Source organism: Mycolicibacterium helvum (assembly GCF_010731895.1).
GTDB classification, from domain to species: Bacteria; Actinomycetota; Actinomycetes; order Mycobacteriales; family Mycobacteriaceae; genus Mycobacterium; species Mycobacterium helvum.
This window is the reverse complement of record NZ_AP022596.1, coordinates 6,268,742-6,290,549: the sequence shown is the minus strand read 5'-3', so window position 1 is coordinate 6,290,549 and position 21,808 is coordinate 6,268,742. Positions and strand designations below refer to the sequence as shown.

The 21,808-nt window shown below is 66.9% G+C and carries 16 protein-coding genes; 11 read left to right on the top strand and 5 right to left on the bottom strand.

Annotation, left to right across the window (positions count from 1 at the left end; genetic code table 11):
* Positions 1 to 22: 22 nt before the first annotated feature.
* Positions 23 to 1,885: a sigma-54-dependent Fis family transcriptional regulator gene (locus tag G6N38_RS29615; protein WP_163751630.1), complete on the top strand. Its 1,863-nt coding sequence runs from the start codon at positions 23 to 25 to the stop codon at positions 1,883 to 1,885.
* A 14-nt stretch (positions 1,886 to 1,899) separates the two neighbouring features.
* Here the strand turns inward: G6N38_RS29615 and G6N38_RS29610 are convergent, their stop codons facing one another.
* The 3 genes from G6N38_RS29610 to G6N38_RS29600 are packed head-to-tail and all read right to left on the bottom strand — an operon-like array spanning position 1,900 to position 5,236.
* Entirely contained in the window at positions 1,900 to 3,870 is a 1,971-nt protein-coding gene (locus tag G6N38_RS29610) for a 5-oxoprolinase/urea amidolyase family protein (protein ID WP_246228120.1), read from the bottom strand.
* A 26-nt stretch (positions 3,871 to 3,896) separates the two neighbouring features.
* Entirely contained in the window at positions 3,897 to 4,505 is a 609-nt protein-coding gene (locus G6N38_RS29605) for an urea amidolyase associated protein UAAP2 (RefSeq protein ID WP_163751628.1), read from the bottom strand.
* The gene (locus tag G6N38_RS29600; RefSeq protein WP_163751627.1) at positions 4,502 to 5,236 is read right to left on the bottom strand and encodes a DUF1989 domain-containing protein; all 735 of its coding nucleotides are present in this window, start codon (positions 5,234 to 5,236) and stop codon (positions 4,502 to 4,504) included. Before G6N38_RS29600 ends, G6N38_RS29605 begins: the two co-directional genes overlap by 4 nt.
* A gap of 156 nt (positions 5,237 to 5,392) precedes the next feature.
* Between G6N38_RS29600 and G6N38_RS29595 the strand changes: the two genes are divergently transcribed.
* Both G6N38_RS29595 and G6N38_RS29590 read left to right on the top strand, forming a co-directional pair.
* Complete coding sequence (locus G6N38_RS29595) at positions 5,393 to 6,007, top strand: TetR/AcrR family transcriptional regulator (protein ID WP_163751626.1); 615 nt, start codon at positions 5,393 to 5,395, stop codon at positions 6,005 to 6,007.
* 10 nt (positions 6,008 to 6,017) lie between these two features.
* Positions 6,018 to 6,800, top strand: coding sequence for an enoyl-CoA hydratase/isomerase family protein (locus G6N38_RS29590; RefSeq protein WP_163751625.1), 783 nt, complete (start codon positions 6,018 to 6,020; stop codon positions 6,798 to 6,800).
* On the opposite strand, the gene panB is transcribed toward G6N38_RS29590, so the two are convergent.
* The gene (panB, locus tag G6N38_RS29585; RefSeq protein ID WP_163751624.1) at positions 6,797 to 7,639 is read right to left on the bottom strand and encodes a 3-methyl-2-oxobutanoate hydroxymethyltransferase; all 843 of its coding nucleotides are present in this window, start codon (positions 7,637 to 7,639) and stop codon (positions 6,797 to 6,799) included. The genes G6N38_RS29590 and panB overlap by 4 nt on opposite strands.
* A 174-nt stretch (positions 7,640 to 7,813) precedes the next feature.
* Between panB and G6N38_RS29580 the strand changes: the two genes are divergently transcribed.
* The 7 genes from G6N38_RS29580 (at position 7,814) to G6N38_RS29550 (ending at position 18,439) form a co-directional block, all read left to right on the top strand.
* Entirely contained in the window at positions 7,814 to 9,211 is a 1,398-nt protein-coding gene (locus G6N38_RS29580) for a WS/DGAT/MGAT family O-acyltransferase (protein ID WP_163752571.1), read from the top strand.
* A gap of 58 nt (positions 9,212 to 9,269) precedes the next feature.
* Entirely contained in the window at positions 9,270 to 10,814 is a 1,545-nt protein-coding gene (locus tag G6N38_RS29575; protein ID WP_163751623.1) for an alpha/beta hydrolase, read from the top strand.
* Between the two features lie 131 nt (positions 10,815 to 10,945).
* A complete protein-coding gene (locus G6N38_RS29570) occupies positions 10,946 to 12,469 on the top strand; it encodes an alpha/beta hydrolase (protein ID WP_163751622.1) in 1,524 nt (507 codons plus the stop codon).
* Positions 12,470 to 12,527: 58 nt separating this feature from the next.
* A complete protein-coding gene (gene glnA / locus G6N38_RS29565; RefSeq protein ID WP_163751621.1) occupies positions 12,528 to 13,868 on the top strand; it encodes a type I glutamate--ammonia ligase in 1,341 nt (446 codons plus the stop codon).
* 66 nt (positions 13,869 to 13,934) lie between these two features.
* A complete protein-coding gene (locus G6N38_RS29560) occupies positions 13,935 to 16,910 on the top strand; it encodes a bifunctional [glutamine synthetase] adenylyltransferase/[glutamine synthetase]-adenylyl-L-tyrosine phosphorylase (protein WP_179968466.1) in 2,976 nt (991 codons plus the stop codon).
* Positions 16,911 to 16,916: 6 nt separating this feature from the next.
* Positions 16,917 to 17,582, top strand: a complete 666-nt coding sequence (locus G6N38_RS29555) for a PaaI family thioesterase (RefSeq protein ID WP_163751619.1) — start codon at positions 16,917 to 16,919, stop codon at positions 17,580 to 17,582.
* On the top strand, positions 17,579 to 18,439 hold the full coding sequence (locus G6N38_RS29550) for a TIGR03619 family F420-dependent LLM class oxidoreductase (protein ID WP_163751618.1): 861 nt from the start codon (positions 17,579 to 17,581) through the stop codon (positions 18,437 to 18,439). Before G6N38_RS29555 ends, G6N38_RS29550 begins: the two co-directional genes overlap by 4 nt.
* On the opposite strand, the gene G6N38_RS29545 is transcribed toward G6N38_RS29550, so the two are convergent.
* Entirely contained in the window at positions 18,436 to 18,846 is a 411-nt protein-coding gene (locus G6N38_RS29545; RefSeq protein WP_163751617.1) for a DoxX family protein, read from the bottom strand. The two genes, G6N38_RS29550 and G6N38_RS29545, sit on opposite strands and share 4 nt — an antisense overlap.
* A gap of 285 nt (positions 18,847 to 19,131) precedes the next feature.
* Here G6N38_RS29545 and G6N38_RS29540 point away from each other — a divergent pair, with 285 nt between their 5' ends.
* Entirely contained in the window at positions 19,132 to 21,801 is a 2,670-nt protein-coding gene (locus G6N38_RS29540; RefSeq protein WP_163751616.1) for an ATP-binding protein, read from the top strand.
* Positions 21,802 to 21,808: the final 7 nt, after the last annotated feature.

Sequence of the window (21,808 nt, the reverse complement as noted above, 5' to 3'; positions counted from 1 at the left end):
CGCCGTTCAGAGAGAGGCAGTGATGCCCAACAGTGCGGCGCGGATGCTGCGGGTGGCGGCTGCCCGCGCGGACTTCCTCGAGTACGGCGGTGCCGGGTCGGCCGGCGTATCCGACCTGGTGGCGGCGTCCTGGGAGCGCAGTCAAGCGGCTGGAGTGGACGTATCGCGGCCGCACAGCGCCTTCACCGGTGACGTCGACACCAGCTCATTGCTGATTCGCTCCGCCCAACCGGTACTGGCCCAGCTGGAGGCCGACACTGCCGACATGCCACTGGTCATCGCGCTCACCGACAACCGCGCCCGGGTGGTGCGCCGCATCGACAGTTCGACGGCGGTGGCCAGGCTGCTCGACCGGGTGGACCTGGCGCCCGGCTTCGACTACTCGGAGTCCACGATGGGCACCAACGGGATCGGGACCGTATTCGAGGCTGGGCAACCGGTCAGCGTCGTCGGCCCCGAGCACTTCAGCGAGAACCTGCACCTGTTCGCCTGTACCGGCGCACCGGTGATCGATCCGATCACCGGCCGCCTCGAAGGCGTGCTCGACGTCTCGACACTGGCCGACGCCTGGAGCCCGGTGATGCACACGTTGGTCAAGAGCGCTGCCAAGGACATCGCACGCAATCTGCTGCTGGACCGCAGCCAGTCCCAGCACGCGATCTTCGACACCTACTTGCGGGTGACGGCACGCTCGGCGCGACAGGCGGTGTTCGCGTTCGGCGACTCCATCTTCATGGCCAACCCTGTCGCCCAGCAGCTGTTCGACGCCGATGAACAACGCACGCTGCGGGAGCACGCGACATTTCTGATGGGCGGCCGTGAACGTGCCAGCGACACCCTGGCGCTGCCTGGTGGACAGCGGCTCGTGCACATCCGCGGCACTCGGATCCTGGCCGGCGCCGCGGTGGCCGGCATGGTGGTGATCGCCGACATCGTGTCGGACCGGCAGGCCGGTTCGCCGGCGGACTTCAGCGAACACCGGTTGCCGCCGATCGCGGTTGCCACGGCGCAGACCTCGCAGATTCTCGACGGCCTGAGCCGGCCGCGTGATTCGGTGGCCACGGGAACATCACCGGCCTGGCTGCGGGCCTGCGACGAGTTGCGCGAGGCGCTCGAACACGAGAAGCCGACGCTGGTGGTGGGGGAGCGCGGGGTGGGCAAGTTCACCCTGACCGCCGAACTCTTCCATTGCGTCTATCCCGGCGGTCGCAGTCTGTCGGTCGACGCCACCCAGCTGGGCGCCGAGGGGCCCCCCTCGGACATCCGGTCGCTGCTGAGCAGCCCCGACCAGCCCACGTTGCACATCATCCGCGATCTCGACCAGGCCAGCACGGACGGGGCCGACCGTCTCGAGGAGTACTTCTCCGCCGTCGAGCAGCTGACCGGTCCGGTGTGGGTGGTGGCGACGGTCGCCGATACCTCCACAGCCGCCCTCGACGGGTCCGACCTGCCGTTCAGTGAGTTGCTGCACCATTTCGACGCATCGATCGTCCTGCCGCCGCTGCGTTGCCGCACCGATGATCTGCCCGCCATCACCGCCGGCTTGCTGCGCAATCTGGCACCGCAGCGCAGAGTGCGGCTCAGCCCGGAGGCCCACCGGCTGATCGCGCGCTATTCCTGGCCGCGCAACATCGCCCAGCTGCGCGAGGCTCTGGTTCATGCGCTGCGCCGTCGCCCAGTCGGCGAGATCCAGGAGCATGATCTGCCGGGTTACTGCCAGACGGTGTCGCGGCATGCGCTGACACCGCTGGAGACCGCCGAACGAGACGCCATCGTGGCCGCGTTGCAGGATTCAAAGGGAAACCGGGTGGTCGCCGCCGCCCATCTGGGGATGTCGCGATCCTCGCTGTACCGCAAGCTCAAGACTTACGGCATCACCGCCTGAAGCAGGGTGCTCGGCTAGCTTGCTAGTTGGTTGGTGAACTCGCCGGCCTTGTCCCATGCCTGCCGCTCGGCGGCGAACGCCTCGGCCTGCTGGGCCCGGAACTCGGCGATGCCTTCGGCGTTGTCCCCCAGGAAGTCCTGATAGTCGGCCATCGAGAAGGTGCCGTCGGCGATCTCGACGTCACCACGGCCGGCGGCCATATCGGCGCGCAGGTCCAGCAGTTCCTCGGCACTGACCGGATAGAACCCGATCCGGTCGAAATAGCGCAGCAGCCAAGGGGTTCCGGGCTCGAAGGATCGCGAGTGCTGCGGATGGCGGTGATTCCACACCTGCGTGGTGCGCCCGACGAACTGGTAGCCGCCCGGGCCCTCCATGCCGTAGATACACAGATAGGCGCCGCCGATCCCGACCGCATTCTCCGGGGTCCAGGTGCGCGCCGGGTTGTACTTGGTGGTCACCAACCGGTGGCGCGGATCCAGTGGAGTGGCCACCGGCGCGCCCAGGTAGACGTCGCCGAGCCCGAGCACCAGGTATTGCGCGTCGTAGACGATGTCGTGCACCTGCTCGACGTCGGCCAAACCATTGATCCGCCGGATGAATTCGATGTTCCACGGGCACCAGGGGGCGTCGGCGCGCACCCCGTGGATGTAGCGCTGGATCGCCTCATGGGTGGCCGGATCGTCCCAGGACAGCGGTAGGCGCACGGTACGGCTGGGTACGACGAGTTCGTCGGTGGCGGGCAACGCCTCCTCGGTGCGGGCCAGCAGGTCCACCAACTCGCGCGTGCTCAGGACGCCGGGATCGAACTGCACCTGCAGCGAGCGCACCCCCGGTGTCAGCTCGGTAACACCGGGAACTGCACTGGCCGAAAGGGATTCGTAGAGAACATGAACTCGCGCACGCATGGCTAGGTCGAGCACCATCGGACCGTATTCGACGAGCACGCCGCCGTCGCCGTCGCGGCGCACGGTCACATCGGTGCCCTCGGTGCCGACGAATCGGGTCAGCACGCCGTCGTCGGCGTCGCTGGAGGTGGAGATCACCAGCGGCATCGACGCGCGCCGGTTGGCGTCGATACTGCCCAGCGAGGGGGCGCGGTCGGCGCGAACCGGCACGAACCGCACGGTGTCGCCGGGGGCCATCTGCCCGAGCTTCCAGCGATCGCCTCGCGCCACGGTGACCGGGCAAACGAACCCGCCGAGGCTGGGCCCGTCGGGGCCGAGCAGGATCGGGGTATCGCCGGTGAAGTCCAAAGTGCCTACGCAGTAAGCATTGTCGTGAATATTCGACGGGTGCAGTCCGGCCTCGCCGCCGTCGGTGCGGGCCCACTGCGGCTTGGGGCCCATCAGGCGTACACCGGTGCGATCGGAGTTGAAGTGCACGGTGTAGTCCGTGCCGACGATCGTTTCCATATCCGCACGGGTGAAGAACTCCGAGGCGCCGTGCGGGCCCTCGGTGACCGCGACCTGCCAGCGGTGGCCGATCGCAGGCTGTTCGTCGATGGCGGCGCGTGCCGGCCGGGCCGACGCCGGGCCGGCATCGTCGCCCGCGCTCAGCAGGTCGCCTTCCCGCAGCGGACGTCCGTCGTGGCCGCCGAAGCAGCCCATGGTGAATGTCGCTGAGCTGCCTAGGTATTCGAGTTCGCATAGGCCACCGGCGATCAGCACATAGCAGCGCATCCCCGGCCCGGGGACCACGCCGACATCCAGCACACCACCGGCGGGAACGGTGACCGACTGCCACATCGGCACCAGAATGCCGTCCAGTGTCACCGGGGCGGCCGCACCGGCAACACAGACCCGGCCACCCTCGGGAAAACGCAGTGCCGGGCCGGCTTTCGTGCATTCCAGGCCAGCGGCGCCCTCGGGGTTGCCGAGCACCCGGTTGCCGACCCGGAACGACAGGTCGTCCATCGGACCCGACGGCGGCACCCCGACATGCCAGTACCCGACGCGGCCGGGCCAATCCTGAACGGTGGTCAGCATTCCCGGCCGCACCACCTCGATGGTCGTCACGCCGTGATCACCATCCGCACTTCGGTGGGGTCGAATCCGTTGCACGGGTTGTTGATCTGGGGGCAGTTGGACACCAGCACCAGGGTGTCGGCGTCGGCGCGGACGGTCAGTGATTTGCCCGGCGCGGACAGGCCGTCGACGATGCCGAGGGTGCCGTCGGCCTCGACGGGCACGTTCATGAAGAAGTTGATGTTGGAGACGATGTCGCGCTTGCCCATTCCCCATTTGGCGGCCTCGGCGAGGAAGTTCTCCGCGCAGGCGTGCTGGTGCACGGTGTGGTGGCCGTAGCGCAGCGTGTTGGATTCCTTGGAGCACGCGCCGGCGATGGTGTCGTGGTTGCCCACCTCGTCGGCGACGATCGTCACCAATGCCCGGCCGTCGGCGGCTCGCAGCACCGAGCCGGTGGTGAGAAAGATGTTGCGCTGCGCGGTGATTGTGGCTTGCGCGCTGTAGCGCCCGGTTGGATCGACCCGATCACCGGCGACGGCGTAGAACAGGGTGTCCACCGCCTGGTTGCCGTGCAGGTCGATGATCTGCAGAGACTGGCCGGTGCGCAGGATGGCTGACCACGGCGTGCAGGCCGCGACGACGTCGTCGGAGATCATTGTGCTGCCGCCCAGGTGGATTCGGTGTTGAACAAGGCTCGGGAGTACTCCGGGTCGGTGTTGACCGGAACGGACAGTTCCTCGTCGGCCCGCCAGGCCACGATGTCCAGCTCGGTTGTCGCCGGCTGCGGGTCCAGCGGATGGGCGGTGTTGACCACCGCGACCACGACGGGCAGGTGGATCAGCAGGTCGACGGTTGCGCCCGGCCCGGCCGAGCCGGTGAACACACATGCACCGGAATCCTCGACCCGCACGCCCTTGAACAGAGTCGCTGACGGTGCGACGTCGCGAATGTCCATGCCGTGCTTCATGGTTGCCAGCAGCATCTTCTGCTGGCCGGCAGGTGGCAGTCCGCACAGCAGGTCGTGATGGCCGGAACTGTCGGCGACGATCGTCGCCAGCAGACGGCCCTGGTCGGACAGCAGTGGGTGGCCCACACTGAGGTAGGCCTGCCACGGCACTTTCATGGTGTCGGCGACATTGAGCCGTTCCCAGGACGCGTCGGCGCGGAACAGCAGCAGGTGCGCGCAGGCGCCGCCGTCGGGGTCGGACAGCCGCAGCCGGGTGCCCCGCCCGAGCACCCGGGAGACGTAGGACTCGGCGGGCACGGCCTCGGCCCAGACCAATCGGGTGCCGTCGACGCCGTGGGGCACTGCTGGTACTCGCATGGTGGCGGCGCCCGCCTGGGACCGCGCGTGCGAGCGAGCGCCGTCGGTTGACGCGGTGGTCATCTCGTCACTCCTGTCCGGGCCCACGCCCGATTAACTGTCAACTGAAAGTTTTCCCAGGCGCGGTTCCCGGCGGGTGTCGCCGGTGTAACGACTGGGTTGACTGTATTTCTATCAAATGACAGGTAATCGCGCAGGGGGTGAATGCGACAATGGCCTATGCGCAGCGCGGGCCACGAGGGGCGGGGCCGACCTCGGCTCGAACAATCCCGTCGACCGGGTAACACCGCGCGCGAGGAGATCCTCGATGCTGCCGCCGAACTCTTCACCACGATCGGCTACGCCGGAACTTCGACGCGCCGGATCGCGGATGCCGTTGGCATGCGCCAGGCCTCGCTGTACCACCACTTCGCCACCAAGGACGACATCCTGGATGCGTTGCTGGCCGGAACCGTCGATGAGGCGCTGCGGCTGGCCGGTGAGCTGCTGGCCCAGGATGGCCCTGCGGGGATCAGGCTGCACGCCTTGGTGGTCGCGGATTGCTCACAGCTGTGTGGCAGTCGATGGAATCTCGGTGCGCTGTACCTGCTGCCGGAACTTCGCGTTGACCGATTCGCGCAGTTTCGCGCCAATCGCGAGGAGTTGCGTCGCCGCTACCGCCGGCTGGCGGCCCAGGTGATTGCCGAGTGCGACGGGATCCCCGATGCTGACGACCTTCCGTTCCGCCTGGTGGAGTCGGTCATCAACCGCCGCTCCGACAACGAGGAGTGCACACCGGAGACGCCGACGGTGATCGCCGATGCCGCCCTTCGGATTCTGGGCTGGCATTGCTAACGTTCCGGCCGTGAGCGACTACCAGACCTTGTCCTTCGAGCAGGCCGGCCCGATCGCGCGGATCGTGCTGGATCGGCCCGAGGCCGCCAACGGCATGAACGACGTGATGACTGCTGAGCTGGCGCAGGTCGCGGCCCGCTGCGATGTCGCGGAGATCAAAGCCGTCGTGCTCACCGGGGCCGGCCGGTTCTTCTGCGCCGGGGGAGACCTCAAGGCGATGGCGGCGTCCCCGCTGGGACCGGGCCGCTTCGTCAAGGGCATCGCCGACGACCTGCACCGCGCGATCTCGACGCTGGCCCGGATGGATGCCGTGCTGATCACCGCGGTCAACGGGGTGGCCGCGGGCGCCGGCTTCAGCCTGGCTGTCGCGGGTGATCTGGTGCTGGCCGCCGACACCGCGTCGTTCACCATGGCCTACACCAAGGCCGGGTTGAGCCCGGATGGCAGCTCGTCGTACTACCTGCCGCGCATCATCGGCGTGCGCCGGACCCAGGAATTGATGCTGACCAACCGCACGCTGAAAGCTCCCGAGGCCGCCGACTGGGGATTGGTCAACGAGGTGGTGCCTGCCGCCGAGCTGGAGACCCGCGGGCAGGCGCTTGCCGAGCAGATCGCTTCTGCGGCAAAGGGTTCCGGTAGCGCGGTGAAGAAACTCATGCTGGCGACATTCGGCAGCGGGCTCGAGGAGCAGATGGAACTGGAGGGCCGGCTGATCGCAGCGTGCGCCGACAGTGCTGACGGCCGCGAAGGTATCGACGCGTTCCTGAACAAGCGCGCGCCCGAGTTCGGCTAGAAGCTGTGCTCCTCGGCCGGGAACGCGCCGGTCGCCACCTCTTCGGCGTATTGCGTTGCCGCGCGGCGTAATTCGCCGCCGACATCACCGAAGCGCTTGACGAACTTAGCGGTCTTGCCGCTGGTGAGCCCGGCCATGTCCTGCCAGACGAGCACCTGCGCATCGCAATTGGGCCCGGCGCCGATACCGACGGTCGGAATCGTGAGCTTGCCGGTGATCTGGGTGGCCAGCTCGGCGGGCACCATCTCCATCACCACCGCGATGGCGCCTGCCTCTTGAACCGCGATCGCATCGTGGATGGTCTGCTCGGCGGCATCACCACGGCCCTGGACGCGGAAGCCGCCCAGACCGTTGACGCTCTGCGGCGTGAACCCGATGTGGGCCACCACCGGGATGCCCGCGGCGCTCAGCGTGGCGATTTGCTCGGCGACCCGCTCGCCGCCCTCGAGCTTGACCGCATGCGCGCCCGTTTCCTTCATGAACCGGGTTGCGGTCCGCAGCGCTTGCTTGGGCCCCTCTTCATAGGTACCGAACGGGAGGTCAGCGACGACCAGCGCGTGCTCGGCGCCGCGGACGACACCGCGAACCAGGGGGATGAGCTCGTCGACCGAGATCGGCACGGTTGTGTCATAGCCGTAGACGACGTTGGCGGCGGAATCGCCGACCAGGAGAACCGGAATCCCGGCCTCATCGAAAGCCCGGGCGGTGGAGTAGTCGTAGACCGTGAGCATGGCCCACTTGTGGCCTTCGGATTTCCACTTCAGCAGGTGGTGGGTTCGAATCTTGGTGCGCGAAACAGTCGGCACGCTAGCGCCACCATAGACAGTCTGTTCAGACATCTTTGTCCCTAGAGTTTGTCTCTGTCGATCCTCGAGGCCCATCCGGGTCCCCGGGTTCGTCTGACGCGTTCAAGTGTGCCACCGCGGGTGGCAAAGGTGAACGCAGGGGTGAAGTGGACTTTCTCACACCTGTCACAGGCGCGCCGACATACCATCGGCGGCATGGTGCAACACCTGCAGCGACTCAGTGGACTCGACGCCAGCTTCCTCTACCTTGAAACTCCTTCACAGCCACTACATGTGTGCTCGATCCTGGAGCTCGACGCCTCCACGATCCCGGGTGGCTACACGTTCGAACGGCTACGTGACGAACTGAGCTTGCGAGTCAAGGCAATACCGAGCTTCCGTGAGCGACTCGCCAACAGCTTCCTCAACCTCGACCATCCGGTGTGGGTGGAAGACGAGCACTTCGACATCGACCGTCACCTGCACCGCATCGGGTTGCCCGCGCCGGGTGGTCGGGCGGAGCTCGGCGAAATCTGCGGTCATCTTGCGTCTCTGCCACTGGATCGTCGTCACCCGCTGTGGGAGACCTGGGTCATCGAGGGCGTCGGCGGCACCGACGCCCGCAACGGCGGACGGCTGGCGGTGCTCACCAAGGTGCATCACGCGGCCGTCGACGGAGTGACCGGCGCGAACCTGATGTCCCAGCTCTGCAGCACCGAACCCGATTCGCCGCCACCGGACCCGGTCGACGACGAGTTCGGCGCCACCAACCAGCTGCGTATCGCCCTCGGTGGCCTGGGTCGGTTCGCCACCCGGCCATTGCACCTGGCCACCAAGGTGATTCCCTCGACGGTCAGCACCGTTGTCGACACCGTCCAGCGCGCGATCGGCGGGCGGGCGATGGCCGCCCCGTTCGCGGCGCCGCAAACCAAGTTCAACGCCAGCATCACCGCGCACCGCAACGTCGCGTTCGTCGAGCTGGACCTCGAGGACATCAAGACCGTCAAGAACCACTTCGGGGTCAAAGTCAACGACGTGGTGATGGCCCTGGTCGCCGGGGTGCTGCGGCAGTATCTGCTCGACCGTGACGAACTGCCCGAGGCATCGTTGGTGGCCATGGTTCCGGTCTCGGTGCATGATCGCTCCGACCGTCCCGGCCGCAACCAGGTATCCGGCATGTTCTCCAAACTGGAGACCCAGATCGAGGATCCCGCCGAGCGGATCAAGGCCATCGCCGCGGCGAACACCACCGCCAAGGAGCACAGCTCGGCGATCGGGGCGACCCTGCTGCAGGACTGGAGCCAATTCGCCGGCCCGGCCATCTTCGGTGTCGCCATGCGGGTCTACGCCCGAAGCCGGCTGACCGAGGCCCGCCCGGTGCACAACCTGGTCATCTCCAATGTGCCCGGCCCGCAGATCCCGCTCTACTTCCTGGGCGCCGAGGTGACCGCGATGTACCCGCTCGGACCGATCTTCCACGGCTCGGGTCTCAACATCACCGTGATGTCACTGAACGGCAAACTCGACGTGGGTCTGATCGCCTGCCCCGAACTGTTGCCGGACCTATGGGATCTGGCCGACGACTTCGCCGTGGGAATGAAGGAACTGCTCGACGCCACCAAATGACCTGTCCCGGCGGGTCGGCATGCGGGGCACCACAGCCGTACATGGCAGCATGTTTGCCATGAGGCTCTACCACCGACCACGCGCTGTCCGCACCGCTCTGGTGCTCCCCGTCGTGGCCGCACTCGTCGCGAGCGCCGGCTGCAGCACGATCGTGGGGGGAACGGCCGTGATCGCCGGACCGCAGATCGGGCAACCGGTGCAGTGGGGTCCGTGCCGGGTTGCCGGCGGTGGTGGCGGCAACGCGTTGCCGATCCCGGCGGGCGCACAGTGCGGCAAGATCGCCGTGCCGGTCGACTACGCGCAGCCGGACGGCGGCGTCGCCGTGCTCGCGCTGATTCGCTTCCCGGCGACCGGCCAGAAGATCGGCTCGCTGATCATCAACCCCGGCGGCCCCGGCGAGTCGGGCATCGAAGCCGCCGCCAGCATCGTGGAGAACCTGCCCGCCTCGGTACGCCAACGCTTCGACATGGTGGGCTTCGACCCGCGCGGGGTGGGTTCCTCCACCCCGGCGCTGTGGTGCAACTCCGATGCCGACAACGATCGCCTGCGGGCCGACCCGCAGGTGGACTACAGCCCCGAGGGTGTCGCCCATATCGAGGGCGAGACCAAGGCCTTCGTCCAGCGCTGCGTCGACAAGATGGGCAAGGAATTCCTGGCCAATGTCGGCACCGCCAGCGTCGCCAAGGATTTGGACGCGCTGCGCGCGGCCGTCGGCGACGACAAGCTGACCTATCTCGGCTACTCCTACGGCACCCGGATCGGTTCGGCGTACGCCGAGGCCTACCCGGACAAGGTGCGGGCGATGATCCTCGACGGCGCCGTCGACCCGAACGCCGATCCGATCCAGGCCGACATCGACCAGGCCGCGGCCTTCCAGCAGGCCTTCAACGACTACGCCGCCGACTGTGCCAAGGATCCCAGCTGCCCGCTGGGCACCGACCCGGCCAAGGCCGTCGACGTCTACCGCAATCTGGTCGACCCGCTGGTCAGCAAGCCGCTGCCGACCTCCGACCCACGCGGCCTCGGCTACAGCGACGCGATCATCGGCACAATCATGGCGCTGTACTCGCCGAACCTGTGGCGGCACCTGACGCAGGGCCTGACCGAGATGACCAACGGTCGCGGCGACACCATGCTGGCACTGGCCGATATGTACATGCGCCGCGACGGGCAGGGCCACTACACCAACGCCACCGACGCGCGCATCGCGGTCAACTGCGTAGACCAGCCGCCGATCACCGATCGGGACAAGGTGATCGCCGAAGACAAGAAGCTGCGCGAGGTCGCGCCGTTCATGAGCTACGGCGACTTCACCGGGCACGCCCCGCTGAGCACGTGCGCGTTCTGGCCGGTGCCGGCGACCAGCACCCCGCACTCAGTCAAGGCGCAGGGCCTGCCGCCGGTGCTGGTGGTGTCCACGACCAACGACCCGGCGACGCCGTACCAAGCGGGTGTGGACCTGGCCAAGCAGCTCGGTGGAGCACTGCTGACATTCAACGGAACTCAGCACACCGTCGTCTTCCAGGGCAACACCTGTGTGGACAACTACGCCGCCGCGTACCTGGTCGATCTGAAGCTGCCGCCGCCCGGCGCCACCTGCTGACGCGAAACCCTCGGCGCCACAACGCTTCTACGCCTGCGTCAAGAATCGTTACCGACGTGGCTTTCATCTGAGATCGGAGTGTGACCGCCTCGCCTCCGCGCCGAACGTGCCGCCGTGCGACCATTGCTCCCATGGGACGCACGAGTCGAATCGGCTCGGTGCTCTTCTTCTGCATCGCGCTTGCCGTCGGTGTCACGGCCCCGCCGGCTGCTGCCACGCCGAACGCCGGGCCCGGTCAGGTGTCGGCGCCGCAGGTCACGTGGGGGGGCTGTCAGCGCTTCCTCGGCGACGGCGCTCGTGACATCCCCACCGCGCAGTGCACAACTGTGCCGGTACCGATCAGCGACGCGGATCCCACTGGGCCGCAAGCACAGTTGGCTGTCATCAAGATCCCGGCCAGTGGCGAGCGCATCGGTGCCCTGTTCGTCAACCCCGGCGGCCCGGGTGCCTCGGCGGTCGATTCCGCAGCCGGTATGAGCTACGCGCTGGCGGGCAGCCCGATCGCCGAACACTTCGACATCGTCGGGTTCGACCCGCGCGGAGTTGGCTACTCGACGCCCGCAGTGCGCTGCCGCACCGACGCCGAGTTCGACGCATGGCGGCGCAACCCGATGGTCGACTACAGCCCCGCCGGGGTGGCTGCGATCGAGCAGATCAACCGTGCCTATGCCAAGGAATGCGCGGACAAGATGGGGGCGGCGTTCCTGGCCGGCGTCGGAACCGATTCGGCGGCAAAGGATATGGATACCGTCCGCCGGGTGCTCGGCGATGAGCGGATTAACTATCTCGGGTTCAGCTATGGCACCGAGCTGGGCACCGCGTATCTGGAGAAGTTCCCGGACCGGGTGCGCGCGATGGTGCTCGACGGCGCGATCGACCCCGCGCAGGACACCGTCGCCTCGATCATTCAGCAGATGACCGGCTTCCAGGTGGTGTTCAACGACTACGCCGCCGACTGCGCGAAATCGGCCGGCTGCCCGCTGGGGACGGACCCGGCGCACTGGGTCGACCGCTACCACCAGTTGGTCGATCCACTGGTGACCAAGCCCGGCCCGACGTCCGATCCGCGCGGGCTGGGCTATCAAGACGCAATCACCGGCACGTTCAACGCCCTCTACACCCCGCAATATTGGAAGTTCCTCACCAGCGGCCTGCTGGGGTTGGCGCGCCAGACCGATGCCGGCGACCTGTTGATGCTCGCCGACGAGTACGACGGCCGTAATCCCTACGGGCATTACAGCAACGGGCAGGACGCGTTCAACGCGGTCCGCTGCGTCGACGGCCCGACACCCACCGACCCGGCGGTATGGGCCGATATCGATCGACGAACCCGCGAGCTGGCGCCGTTCCAGGCCTACGGCCAGTTCACCGGATTCGCGCCGCGCGATCTGTGTGCGTTCTGGCCGGTGCCGCCGACGTCGGCGCCGCACCCGGCGCTGCCCGCCCCACCCGGCAGCGTCGTCGTGGTGTCCACGACGCATGACCCGGCCACGCCGTACGACGCGGGCGTCAACCTCGCCCGCGAGCTGGGCGCACCGCTGATCACCTTCGACGGCACTCAGCACACCGTGGTGTTCAACGGCAACGAATGCGTCGACTCGGCGATCGTGAAGTACTTCGTCGACCAGACGGTGCCGGCCAATCTGAACTGCTGACAACCAGATACAGCAGCGCCGTAACACGGAATTAACACCCGCTGCATACGCTCGCGTCATGGACCGCCAGAAGGAATTCGTGCTGCGCACGCTGGAGGAACGGGATATTCGATTCGTCCGGCTGTGGTTCACCGATGTGCTCGGTTACCTGAAGTCGGTCGCGATCGCTCCCGCCGAACTCGAGGGCGCCTTCGAGGAGGGCATCGGTTTCGACGGCTCCTCGATCGAGGGCTTCGCGCGCGTCTTCGAATCCGACACCGTCGCGCGCCCGGATCCGTCGACGTTCCAGGTGTTGCCGTGGACCACCAGCGCGGGCCAGCACCACTCGGCCCGGATGTTCTGCGACATCACGATGCCGGACGGCTCGCCGTCGTGGGCCGACAGCCGCCACGTGCTGCGCCGCCAGCTCGCCAAAGCCAGCGACCTCGGGTTCTCCTGCTACGTGCACCCCGAGATCGAGTTCTTCCTGCTCGAGCCAGGTCCCTACGACGGCTCGGTGCCGGTGCCCGCCGACAACGGCGGTTACTTCGATCAGGCCGTGCACGATTCGGCGCCCAACTTCCGCCGGCACGCCATCGATGCGCTGGAACAGATGGGCATCTCGGTCGAGTTCAGCCACCACGAGGGTGCGCCCGGCCAGCAGGAGATCGATCTGCGCTACGCCGACGCGCTGTCGATGGCCGACAACGTGATGACGTTCCGCTACGTCGTCAAGGAAGTCGCGCTCGCCGAAGGCGTGCGGGCGTCCTTCATGCCCAAGCCGTTCGCCGAGTATCCCGGCTCGGCCATGCATACCCACATGAGCCTGTTCGAGGGCGAGACCAACGCCTTCCACGGCCCCGACGATCCGCTGCAGCTCTCCGACGTCGCAAAGTCGTTCATCGCCGGGATCCTGGAGCATGCCAGTGAGATCAGTGCGATCACCAACCAGTGGGTGAACTCCTACAAGCGGCTGGTGCACGGCGGCGAGGCCCCGACGGCGGCGTCGTGGGGCGCGGCCAACCGCTCGGCGCTGGTGCGGGTGCCGATGTACACCCCACGCAAGGCCTCCTCGCGGCGCATCGAGGTGCGCAGCCCGGACTCGGCATGCAACCCGTATCTGGCGTTCGCGGTTCTGTTGGCAGCCGGCTTGCGCGGTATCGAGAAGAACTATGTGCTGGGTCCGCAGGCCGAGGACAACGTGTGGATGCTGACTCCCGAAGAGCGCCGCGCGATGGGCTACCGGGAGCTGCCGTCCAGCTTGGGCATGGCATTGGCGGAGATGGAGAGCTCCGAGCTGGTCGCCGAGGCGCTGGGCGAGCACGTCTTCGACTACTTCCTGCGCAACAAGCGCGCCGAGTGGGAGGAGTACCGCAGCAACGTGACGCCGTACGAGCTGAAGGCTTACCTGTCTCTGTAGCCGACCGCTGATGCCGGCCGGAGGGCAGGAGCGAAGCGACCCGGGAAAAGGGTCTGCGCTACCGTCGTGCACGTGGCGAAACCAGCGACGCACCGCCCACGCGTTCCCAGCGTGGGTCGGCTCGGTCTGGTCGAACCCTCGGCCGCCGCTGAACTGAGGCGGCTCGGCTGGGACACCGACGCCCACGTGGAACTGTTGTGGTCGCTGTCGCGGGCACCCGACGCCGACGTGGCACTGCAGACGATGAGCCGATTGGCCGACGCGCTCGGCGGTGACTGGCCGCAGCTGAATTCCGCTCTGCTCAAGGATCGCGGCTTGCGCGGCCGGTTGTTCGCGGTGATCGGCTCGTCGCTGGCCCTGGGCGATCATCTGGTGGCCAACCCACAGTCGTGGCATCTGCTCGAAGGTGCGGTGACACTGCCAGATCCCGCCGCGCTGCGCCGGAAATTCGACGACTGCATCGCCGAGTTCGGCACTGCCCCGGCCGTCATCATGCCGCGGTTACGCACGCTGTACCGCGACCAGCTGCTGGTTCTGGCCGGACTCGACCTGGCGCCAACTGTGGAGAACGAACCGGTGCCTGCGTTCTCCACCATCGGCGAACACCTGTCGGACATCGCCGACGCGGCGCTGGACGCCGCGCTGAAGGTGGCGATCGCGACGGTCTGCAAGGAGGGCAGTCCGGCCCCCCGTCTCGCCGTCATCGCCATGGGCAAATGCGGTGCGCGGGAACTGAACTACGTCAGCGACGTCGATGTCATCTTCGTCGGCGAGGACGCCGATGCGGTGACCACTCGGGTGGCCGGTGAGATGATGCGGCTGGCGTCGGACACGTTCTTCGAAGTGGATGCCGCGCTGCGCCCCGAAGGAAAGCAGGGCGCTTTGGTGCGCACCCTGGATTCGCACGTCGCCTACTACCAAAGGTGGGCCAAGACGTGGGAATTCCAGGCGCTGTTGAAGGCCAGGCCTGCGGTGGGTGACGCCGACCTGGGGGAGCAGTACATCGCCGCGCTGATGCCGATGGTGTGGACCGCCTGCGAGCGTGAGGATTTCGTGCCCGAAGTGCAGGCAATGCGCCGCCGGGTGGAAGCGTTGGTGCCGGCCGACGTGCGTGACCGCGAGATCAAGCTCGGCACCGGTGGTCTGCGTGACGTCGAATTCGCGGTCCAGCTTCTGCAATTGGTGCACGGCCGCACCGATGCGTCGCTGCATGTGGCCTCGACGGTCGACGCGCTGGCGGCGCTGGCGGCCGGCGGTTACGTCGGACGTGACGACGCCGCGAACCTGACCGCGTCGTATGAGTTCCTGCGACTGCTGGAACATCGCCTGCAGTTGCAGCGCCTCAAGCGAACCCACATGTTGCCCCCCGCCAAGGATGAGGAAGGGCTGCGGTGGCTGGCCCGGGCCGCGCACATGCGTCCCGACGGTACTCACGACTCACTGGGTGTGCTGCGCGAGGAGATCAAGCGGCAGAACCTTCGGGTATCGCGGTTGCACGCCAAGCTTTTCTACCAGCCGCTGCTGGAGTCGGTCGGCCCGTCGGTGGGGCTTGCGCCCGGCCTGACGCCCGCCGCCGCCGAGCGCCAGCTCGCTGCGCTGGGCTACGAAGGCCCACAGAGTGCGCTCACGCACCTGAGCGCACTGGTCAACCAGAGCGGGCGCCGCGGCCGGGTCCAGGCGGTGCTGTTGCCGCGGCTGCTGGACTGGCTCTCGGATGCCCCCGACCCGGATAGCGGCTTGCTGGCCTACCGGCGGGTCAGCGAGGCGCTGTCTGAACAGCGTTGGTATCTGAGCACTTTGCGCGACGAGAGCGCGGTCGCCAAGCGGCTGATGCGGGTGCTGGGCACCTCGGCCTACGTGCCCGAGCTGCTGATGCGAGCGCCAGAAGTGATCCAGCAGTACGCCGACGGTCCGGCCGGACCCAAGCTGCTCGACGTCGACCCCGAGGCCGTATCCCGCGCGCTGATCGCTTCGACCACGCGGCATGCCGACCCGGTGCGTGCGATCGCGGCCGCGCGGACCCTGCGCCGGCGGGAGTTGGCCAGGGTGGCCTCCGCGGATCTACTTGGGATGCTGGAGGTTCGCGAGGTCTGCAGCGCACTGACGTCGGTTTGGCTGGCTGTGTTGCAGTCGGCGCTTGACGCGGTGATTCGTGCCAACACCCCTGCCGACGGCGTCGTGCCGGCCAAGCTCGCGGTGATCGGCATGGGCCGGCTTGGCGGTGGAGAGCTAGGGTACGGCTCGGACGCCGACGTCATGTTCGTCTGTGAGGCGAATCCCGGCATCGAGGATTCGCGCGCGGTCAAGTGGTCGGTGACGATCGCCGAGCAGGTGCGGACACTGCTCGGAACCCCCAGTGCCGACCCACCTTTGGAGGTCGACGCCAATCTGCGTCCTGAGGGCCGGCAGGGTCCGCTGGTGCGCACCCTCGCTTCCTATGAGGCTTACTACGCGCAGTGGGCGCAGCCGTGGGAGATCCAGGCGTTGCTGCGGGCCCACGGGGTGGCCGGCGACCTGGATCTCGGGCACCGCTTCCTGTTGATGGTGGATAAAACGCGGTACCCGGCCGGCGGGGTGTCGGCCGAAGCCGTGCAGGAGATCCGGCGGATCAAGGCGAGGGTGGATGCCGAACGGCTGCCGCGCGGTGCCGATCCGAACACTCACACCAAGCTCGGGCGGGGCGGGTTGGCCGACATCGAATGGACGGTGCAGCTGCTGCAGCTGCGTCATGCCCACCGAGTGCCCGCACTGCACAACACCTCAACACTGGAGACGCTGGACGCCATCGGTGCCGCCGAGCTGCTGGGTGAGGACGATGTCGACCTGCTGCGCCAGGCCTGGCTGACAGCGACCAGTGCGCGCAACGCGCTGGTGCTGGTGCGCGGCAAGCCGACCGACCAGCTGCCCGGCCCCGGGCGTCAGCTCAATGCGGTCGCGGTGGCCGCTGGCTGGCATAACGACGACGGCGGCGAGTTCCTGGACAACTATCTGCGGGTGACGCGGCGCGCGAAAGCCGTTGTGCTCAAGGTATTCGGAGGTTAGGCCACGATGGACTTCGAATGGGGCGTCATCAGCGCCGACGAGCACGACCGGATCAAGGCACTGCATGAGCCGTTGGCCGAGGCGGTACGCAGGCTGGTCGACGCGAGCCTGCACAGTGGGGCCGATGAGGAGACGATCGTGGCGGCCCGGCAGACGATCGACGAGGTCAGCGAGATGCTCGAGCGCATGCCGACCGATCGGCCACGGACACTGCGGCACGCTGAGACTGGCCTACCGGTGGTATGGCGCAATCCGGCTGTGGGACGGCACAATCCGTTAGCGCCGCCGATGACGACCCACCATGAGGACGGCCGGGTCTGGACCGAGTTCAGCCTCGGGCCGGTCTATGAGGGGCCGCCCGGATTGGTGCACGGCGGCATCTGTGCGCTGCTGCTCGACCAGCTCCTGGGTGAAGTCGCCACCCACCAGCTGAGCAAGCCCAAGTTCACCGGCACGATCACGCTGAAGTACTTGCGTGGCACGCCGCTGGGCCCGTTGCGGGGTGAGGCCTGGGTGGAGCGCACCGAGGGTTATAAGACGTATGCGCGCGGATTTCTCAGCGACGCACAGGGAACAACCGTAGAAGCAGAAGGGGTTTTCATCATGCCGGCGTGGGCGAGGGACCTGGACGGCGGGCAGGAGCGAAGCGACTCGGGGGTTGAAACAGAGTGAAGTTCTATGTCAGCGTTGCGTTCCTGGAGACCAGCGAGGTCCTCGAGATCGCCAAAGCAGCCGACGAGTTGGGCTATGACGGGCTGGGTATTCCCGATCATGTGGTGAACCTGGAAACTCTGGCCACCCCGTATCCGTACACCAAGAATGGCGAGCGGCGCTGGCAGCCGTTCACCGACTGGCCCGACCCGTGGGTGCTGGTGGGCGCGCTGGCTCAGGTCACGAGTGAGATCAAATTCGTGACGACCGTCTACATCCCGGGGATGCGCGATCCGTACTCGGCGGCCAAATCGATAGGCACCGCAGCGTATCTGGCCAAGGGGCGGGTGGAGCTCGGCATCGGCGTGGGCTGGTGTGAAGAAGAGTTCACGCTGATGGGCCAGCAGTTCGCCAAGCGCGGAAAGCGCACCGACGAGATGATCGAGCTGATGCGGGCGCTCTGGCAGCCGGGCTGGACCGAGTTCGACGGCGAGTTCTATCAGACCCCGCGGCTGGAAATGATGCCCACGCCACCGCACATCCCGATCTACAGCGGGGGACTGTCTGACATTGCGCTGCGGCGGGCGGCTCGCCTGGACGGCTGGATCGGCGACCTGATCAGCCTCGACCAGGCCATTCTGCGAGTGGACAAGCTGCGTGCGTTGCGCGCCGAAAACGGTTTGACGATGGACGGTTTCGAAATCCTGACACCGCTGACCGATGCGTTCACCATCGGTCACTACGAGCGGGCGGCGTCGGCGGGCATCACCGGGATCGTGACGATGCCGTGGATGTTCTACTCCGGCCCCGACGCGTCGCTGGCCGACAAGATCGACGGAATGCGGCGGTTCCGCAAGGATCTGGCGCTGGACGCCTAGCGGCGGCCGCGGACGGCGTCGAGTGCGTACGCGCCGCCGCCGGTGAAGACCAGCAGCAGGAATCCGAAGCACAACGCGACGGCGAGCTCGCCGCCGTTGACGATGGGCCAGAAGCTGACCTCGATGTGTTGGGTGAAATAGGCGAAAGCCATTTCCCCGCAGGCGATGAACGCGGCGATCCGGGTGAACAATCCGAGGGTGATCAGCGCGCCGAGGATCAGCTCGAGGATGCCCGCGTACCAGAAGGGCCACGCGCCCACCGGGACCGTGCCGCCACCAGGCGCGATCGGCCAGCCGAAGATCTTCGACAGACCGTGGAAGAGGAACAGCAGTCCGAAGAAGATCCGGAACACGCTGAGGGCGGCAGGTGCATTGCGGTCGAGGCGAGCGTCAAGTCTCTGCGTCATGGCGTCAACCCTACTATTCGGACTGCGGTCCGGATAATCGGGTTGACTGGCTCTCTGTAGAGATGTTCCACACGTCCGGCGTTATTACAGGTCACCCCGTGCGGCGCACCTCAGTTCGCGGCATAGTCATGCTCGTTCGGAAGGCCAAGACGTCGTAGGGCTTTCGGTCGGGAGGACCTAATCCAAACTATTGCTCACCAGTGTGGCGGGTCCCTCAGTGGGTTATCTGGGTGCTCCCAGGCGATGTCCAGGGTGGAACAGGGTTTCTTGTGACATCCTGCGAAGATGTCCGCTCCTTCGGGTGTTGTGACTTTTCTGTTCACCGACATCGAGGGTTCGACCCGTCGGTGGGAGGCTGACGGCGACGACATGCGGGCGGCGCTCGCCAAGCATGATGGGGTATTGCGCGAAGCGATTGAGGCCCATGGCGGCTTCATGTTCAAACACACTGGCGACGGTGTGTGCGCCGCGTTTTCATCGCCGAGGTCAGCGGTGGATGCCGCTGTGGCGGCGCAGCGAGAGCTTGAGCTGCCGGTGCGAATGGGGATCGCCACCGGTGAGGCTGAGTTGCGCGGGGTCGACTACTTCGGTGCGGTGCTCAACCGTGCGGCGCGGGTCATGGCCGCCGGCCACGGCGGTCAGATCCTGTTAGCGGAGTCGACGGCGGGTCTGCTCAATGGAGTTGATCTGCTCGAATTGGGGGCGCGCCGGCTGCGGGACCTGCTGAGCCCGATCGGAGTGTTCCAGGTGCGAGCGCCGGGACTACGCACGGAGTTTCCGCCCCTGCGCGCGTTCGATGCCAGTCCTGGCAACCTACGGCCCGCGGTCACCAGCTTCATCGGCCGCGAGTCCGAGGTCGGTGAGGTGCAAGCCGCGGTGAAGGCTCATCGGCTGGTCACGTTGACCGGGGTGGGTGGGGTCGGCAAGACCCGCCTGGCAACCGAAGTTGCAGCTCGGCTCGGTGATGAGTTCCCCGACGGTGTCTGGCTTTTCGAATTGGCTGCGGTGGCTGATCCGGCGGCAGTGCCTGATGCGGTGGCGGCGGTGTTTGGTATCACCCAGCAACCCGGTAAAGGCGTGGGCGACAGCGTGGCGACGGCGTTGGAGGGCAGAGTTCGGCTGTTAGTGATCGACAACTGTGAGCATGTGCGCGACGCCGTCGCCGATCTGGTCGAGGCGATCCTCGCGCACTCGGCCACGGTCAAGGTATTAGCCACGAGTCGGGAGGGCTTGGGGGTTGTCGACGAACAGTTGTGGCTGGTGTCCTCGCTGGACGTCGACGCGGGTATCGACTCGGCAGCAGCGACACTGTTTGCCGAACGCGCACATAGCGTCTCCTCCCGATTCTCGGTGGCCCCACCTGATGAGGCGGCCGCGGTGGTGGAGATCTGCCGCCGCCTCGACGGGATCCCGCTGGCCATCGAACTGGCAGCATCGCGCATGGCGTCGATGACTGCCAGCGAGGTCCGGGATCGGCTCGATCAGCGGTTCCGGCTGCTAGTCGGGCCGCGGCGGGGTCTGGAACGCCACCAGACGTTGCGCCACGCCGTCGCTTGGTCCTACGACCTTCTCCATGACACGGAAAAGGTGCTACTGGATCGGTGTTCGGTGTTCGCCGGTGGATTCGACCTGCAAAGCGCTTGCGTCCTGGCAGGATCAGATGACGAGTTCGCTACCCTGGATCTGCTCGATGCTCTCGTGCGAAAGTCGCTGCTCGTCGCCGACCGGTCCTCCGGGCGTACCCGCTTTTCGATGGTAGAGACGATCCGCCAGTTCGCCGAGGAACAACTCCACGCCCGCGGCGAAGCGTCCGAGATTCGAACCGCGCACTCGCAGTACTTCGCGCAGCGCGAAGCCGCAGTTATGGCCGTGTGGGACAGCCCCCGACAGGGTGAGGCCTACGCTTGGTCTGCGAGCGAACTGGCCAACCTGCGCTCAGCGTTTCGGTGGGCGGAGGACCAAGGCGATCTCGATGCCGCCGCCACCATCGCCACCTATGTCGGGTTGCTCGGCGCGATGGTCCAAATCTATGAGCCGATAGCGTGGGCTGAAGAGCTGATCGAGCGTGCCCGGGCGGTCGATCACCCTCGGCTCGCAGCCCTGTACGCAATTGCGTCGCTGTGCTACACAACAGGACGGATCGAGGCGGCTCTCCGCTACAGCGACGCCGGCCAGATCGTTCTCGGTAAGAGTCGCGACGCCCTGCCGTATGGCACCGAAGTCTTCCTTGGCGCCGTCTACCTAGCTACCGGGCAGCCCGAAAGGTGGGTCGAGTTGTGCCGCTGCCAACTCGCGCGGCGCCGCGACAGCCACGTCCACATCCGGGCGTGGTTGGTTAGCGCGCTTTCATTGTCCGCTTCTTCTAGGGAGGCGATGGAATCCGCGGACGGCCTAATCGAGGCTGCGGAGGCAACAGGCAATCCGGCGTGGATCGCATCGGCGCTCGGTGCCTACGGTGCCGCTTCCCGTGACGTAGATCCACTCGGGGCACTCAGCGCCGTCGGCCGGGGTCTGGCGATCGCCCAAGACAGCGGCAACCGTGCTGGCGTGTCAGCATTGGCGCAGCTTCTGGCGCGACTCGAGGCCGAACACGGCGAAGCGGTGCCCGCATTCGATCACCTCACTCTGGCGATCGGCAACTGGCACAATTCGGGCAACACGACGACGATCCGTATCCCGTTGGCCGTCCTCGCCGTTCTTTTCGATCGGCTCGGACGCTACCAACCCGCGGCCACCGTCGCCGGCTTCGCCGTCAATCCCCTGGCGCAGGCGGCGGTCCCCGAAATCCTCACCGCGATCACCCACCTCCGCGATGTCTTTGACAACCAGACCTTCGAATCGCTTGCCGGCAAGGGTGAGTCGATGACCACCGCTGAAATTGTGACCTACGCCTACGGCCAAATTGACCAGGCCCGAACAGAACTCGAGCAATCTAGTGAGCTGCCAGATCAGTAGATGTTCG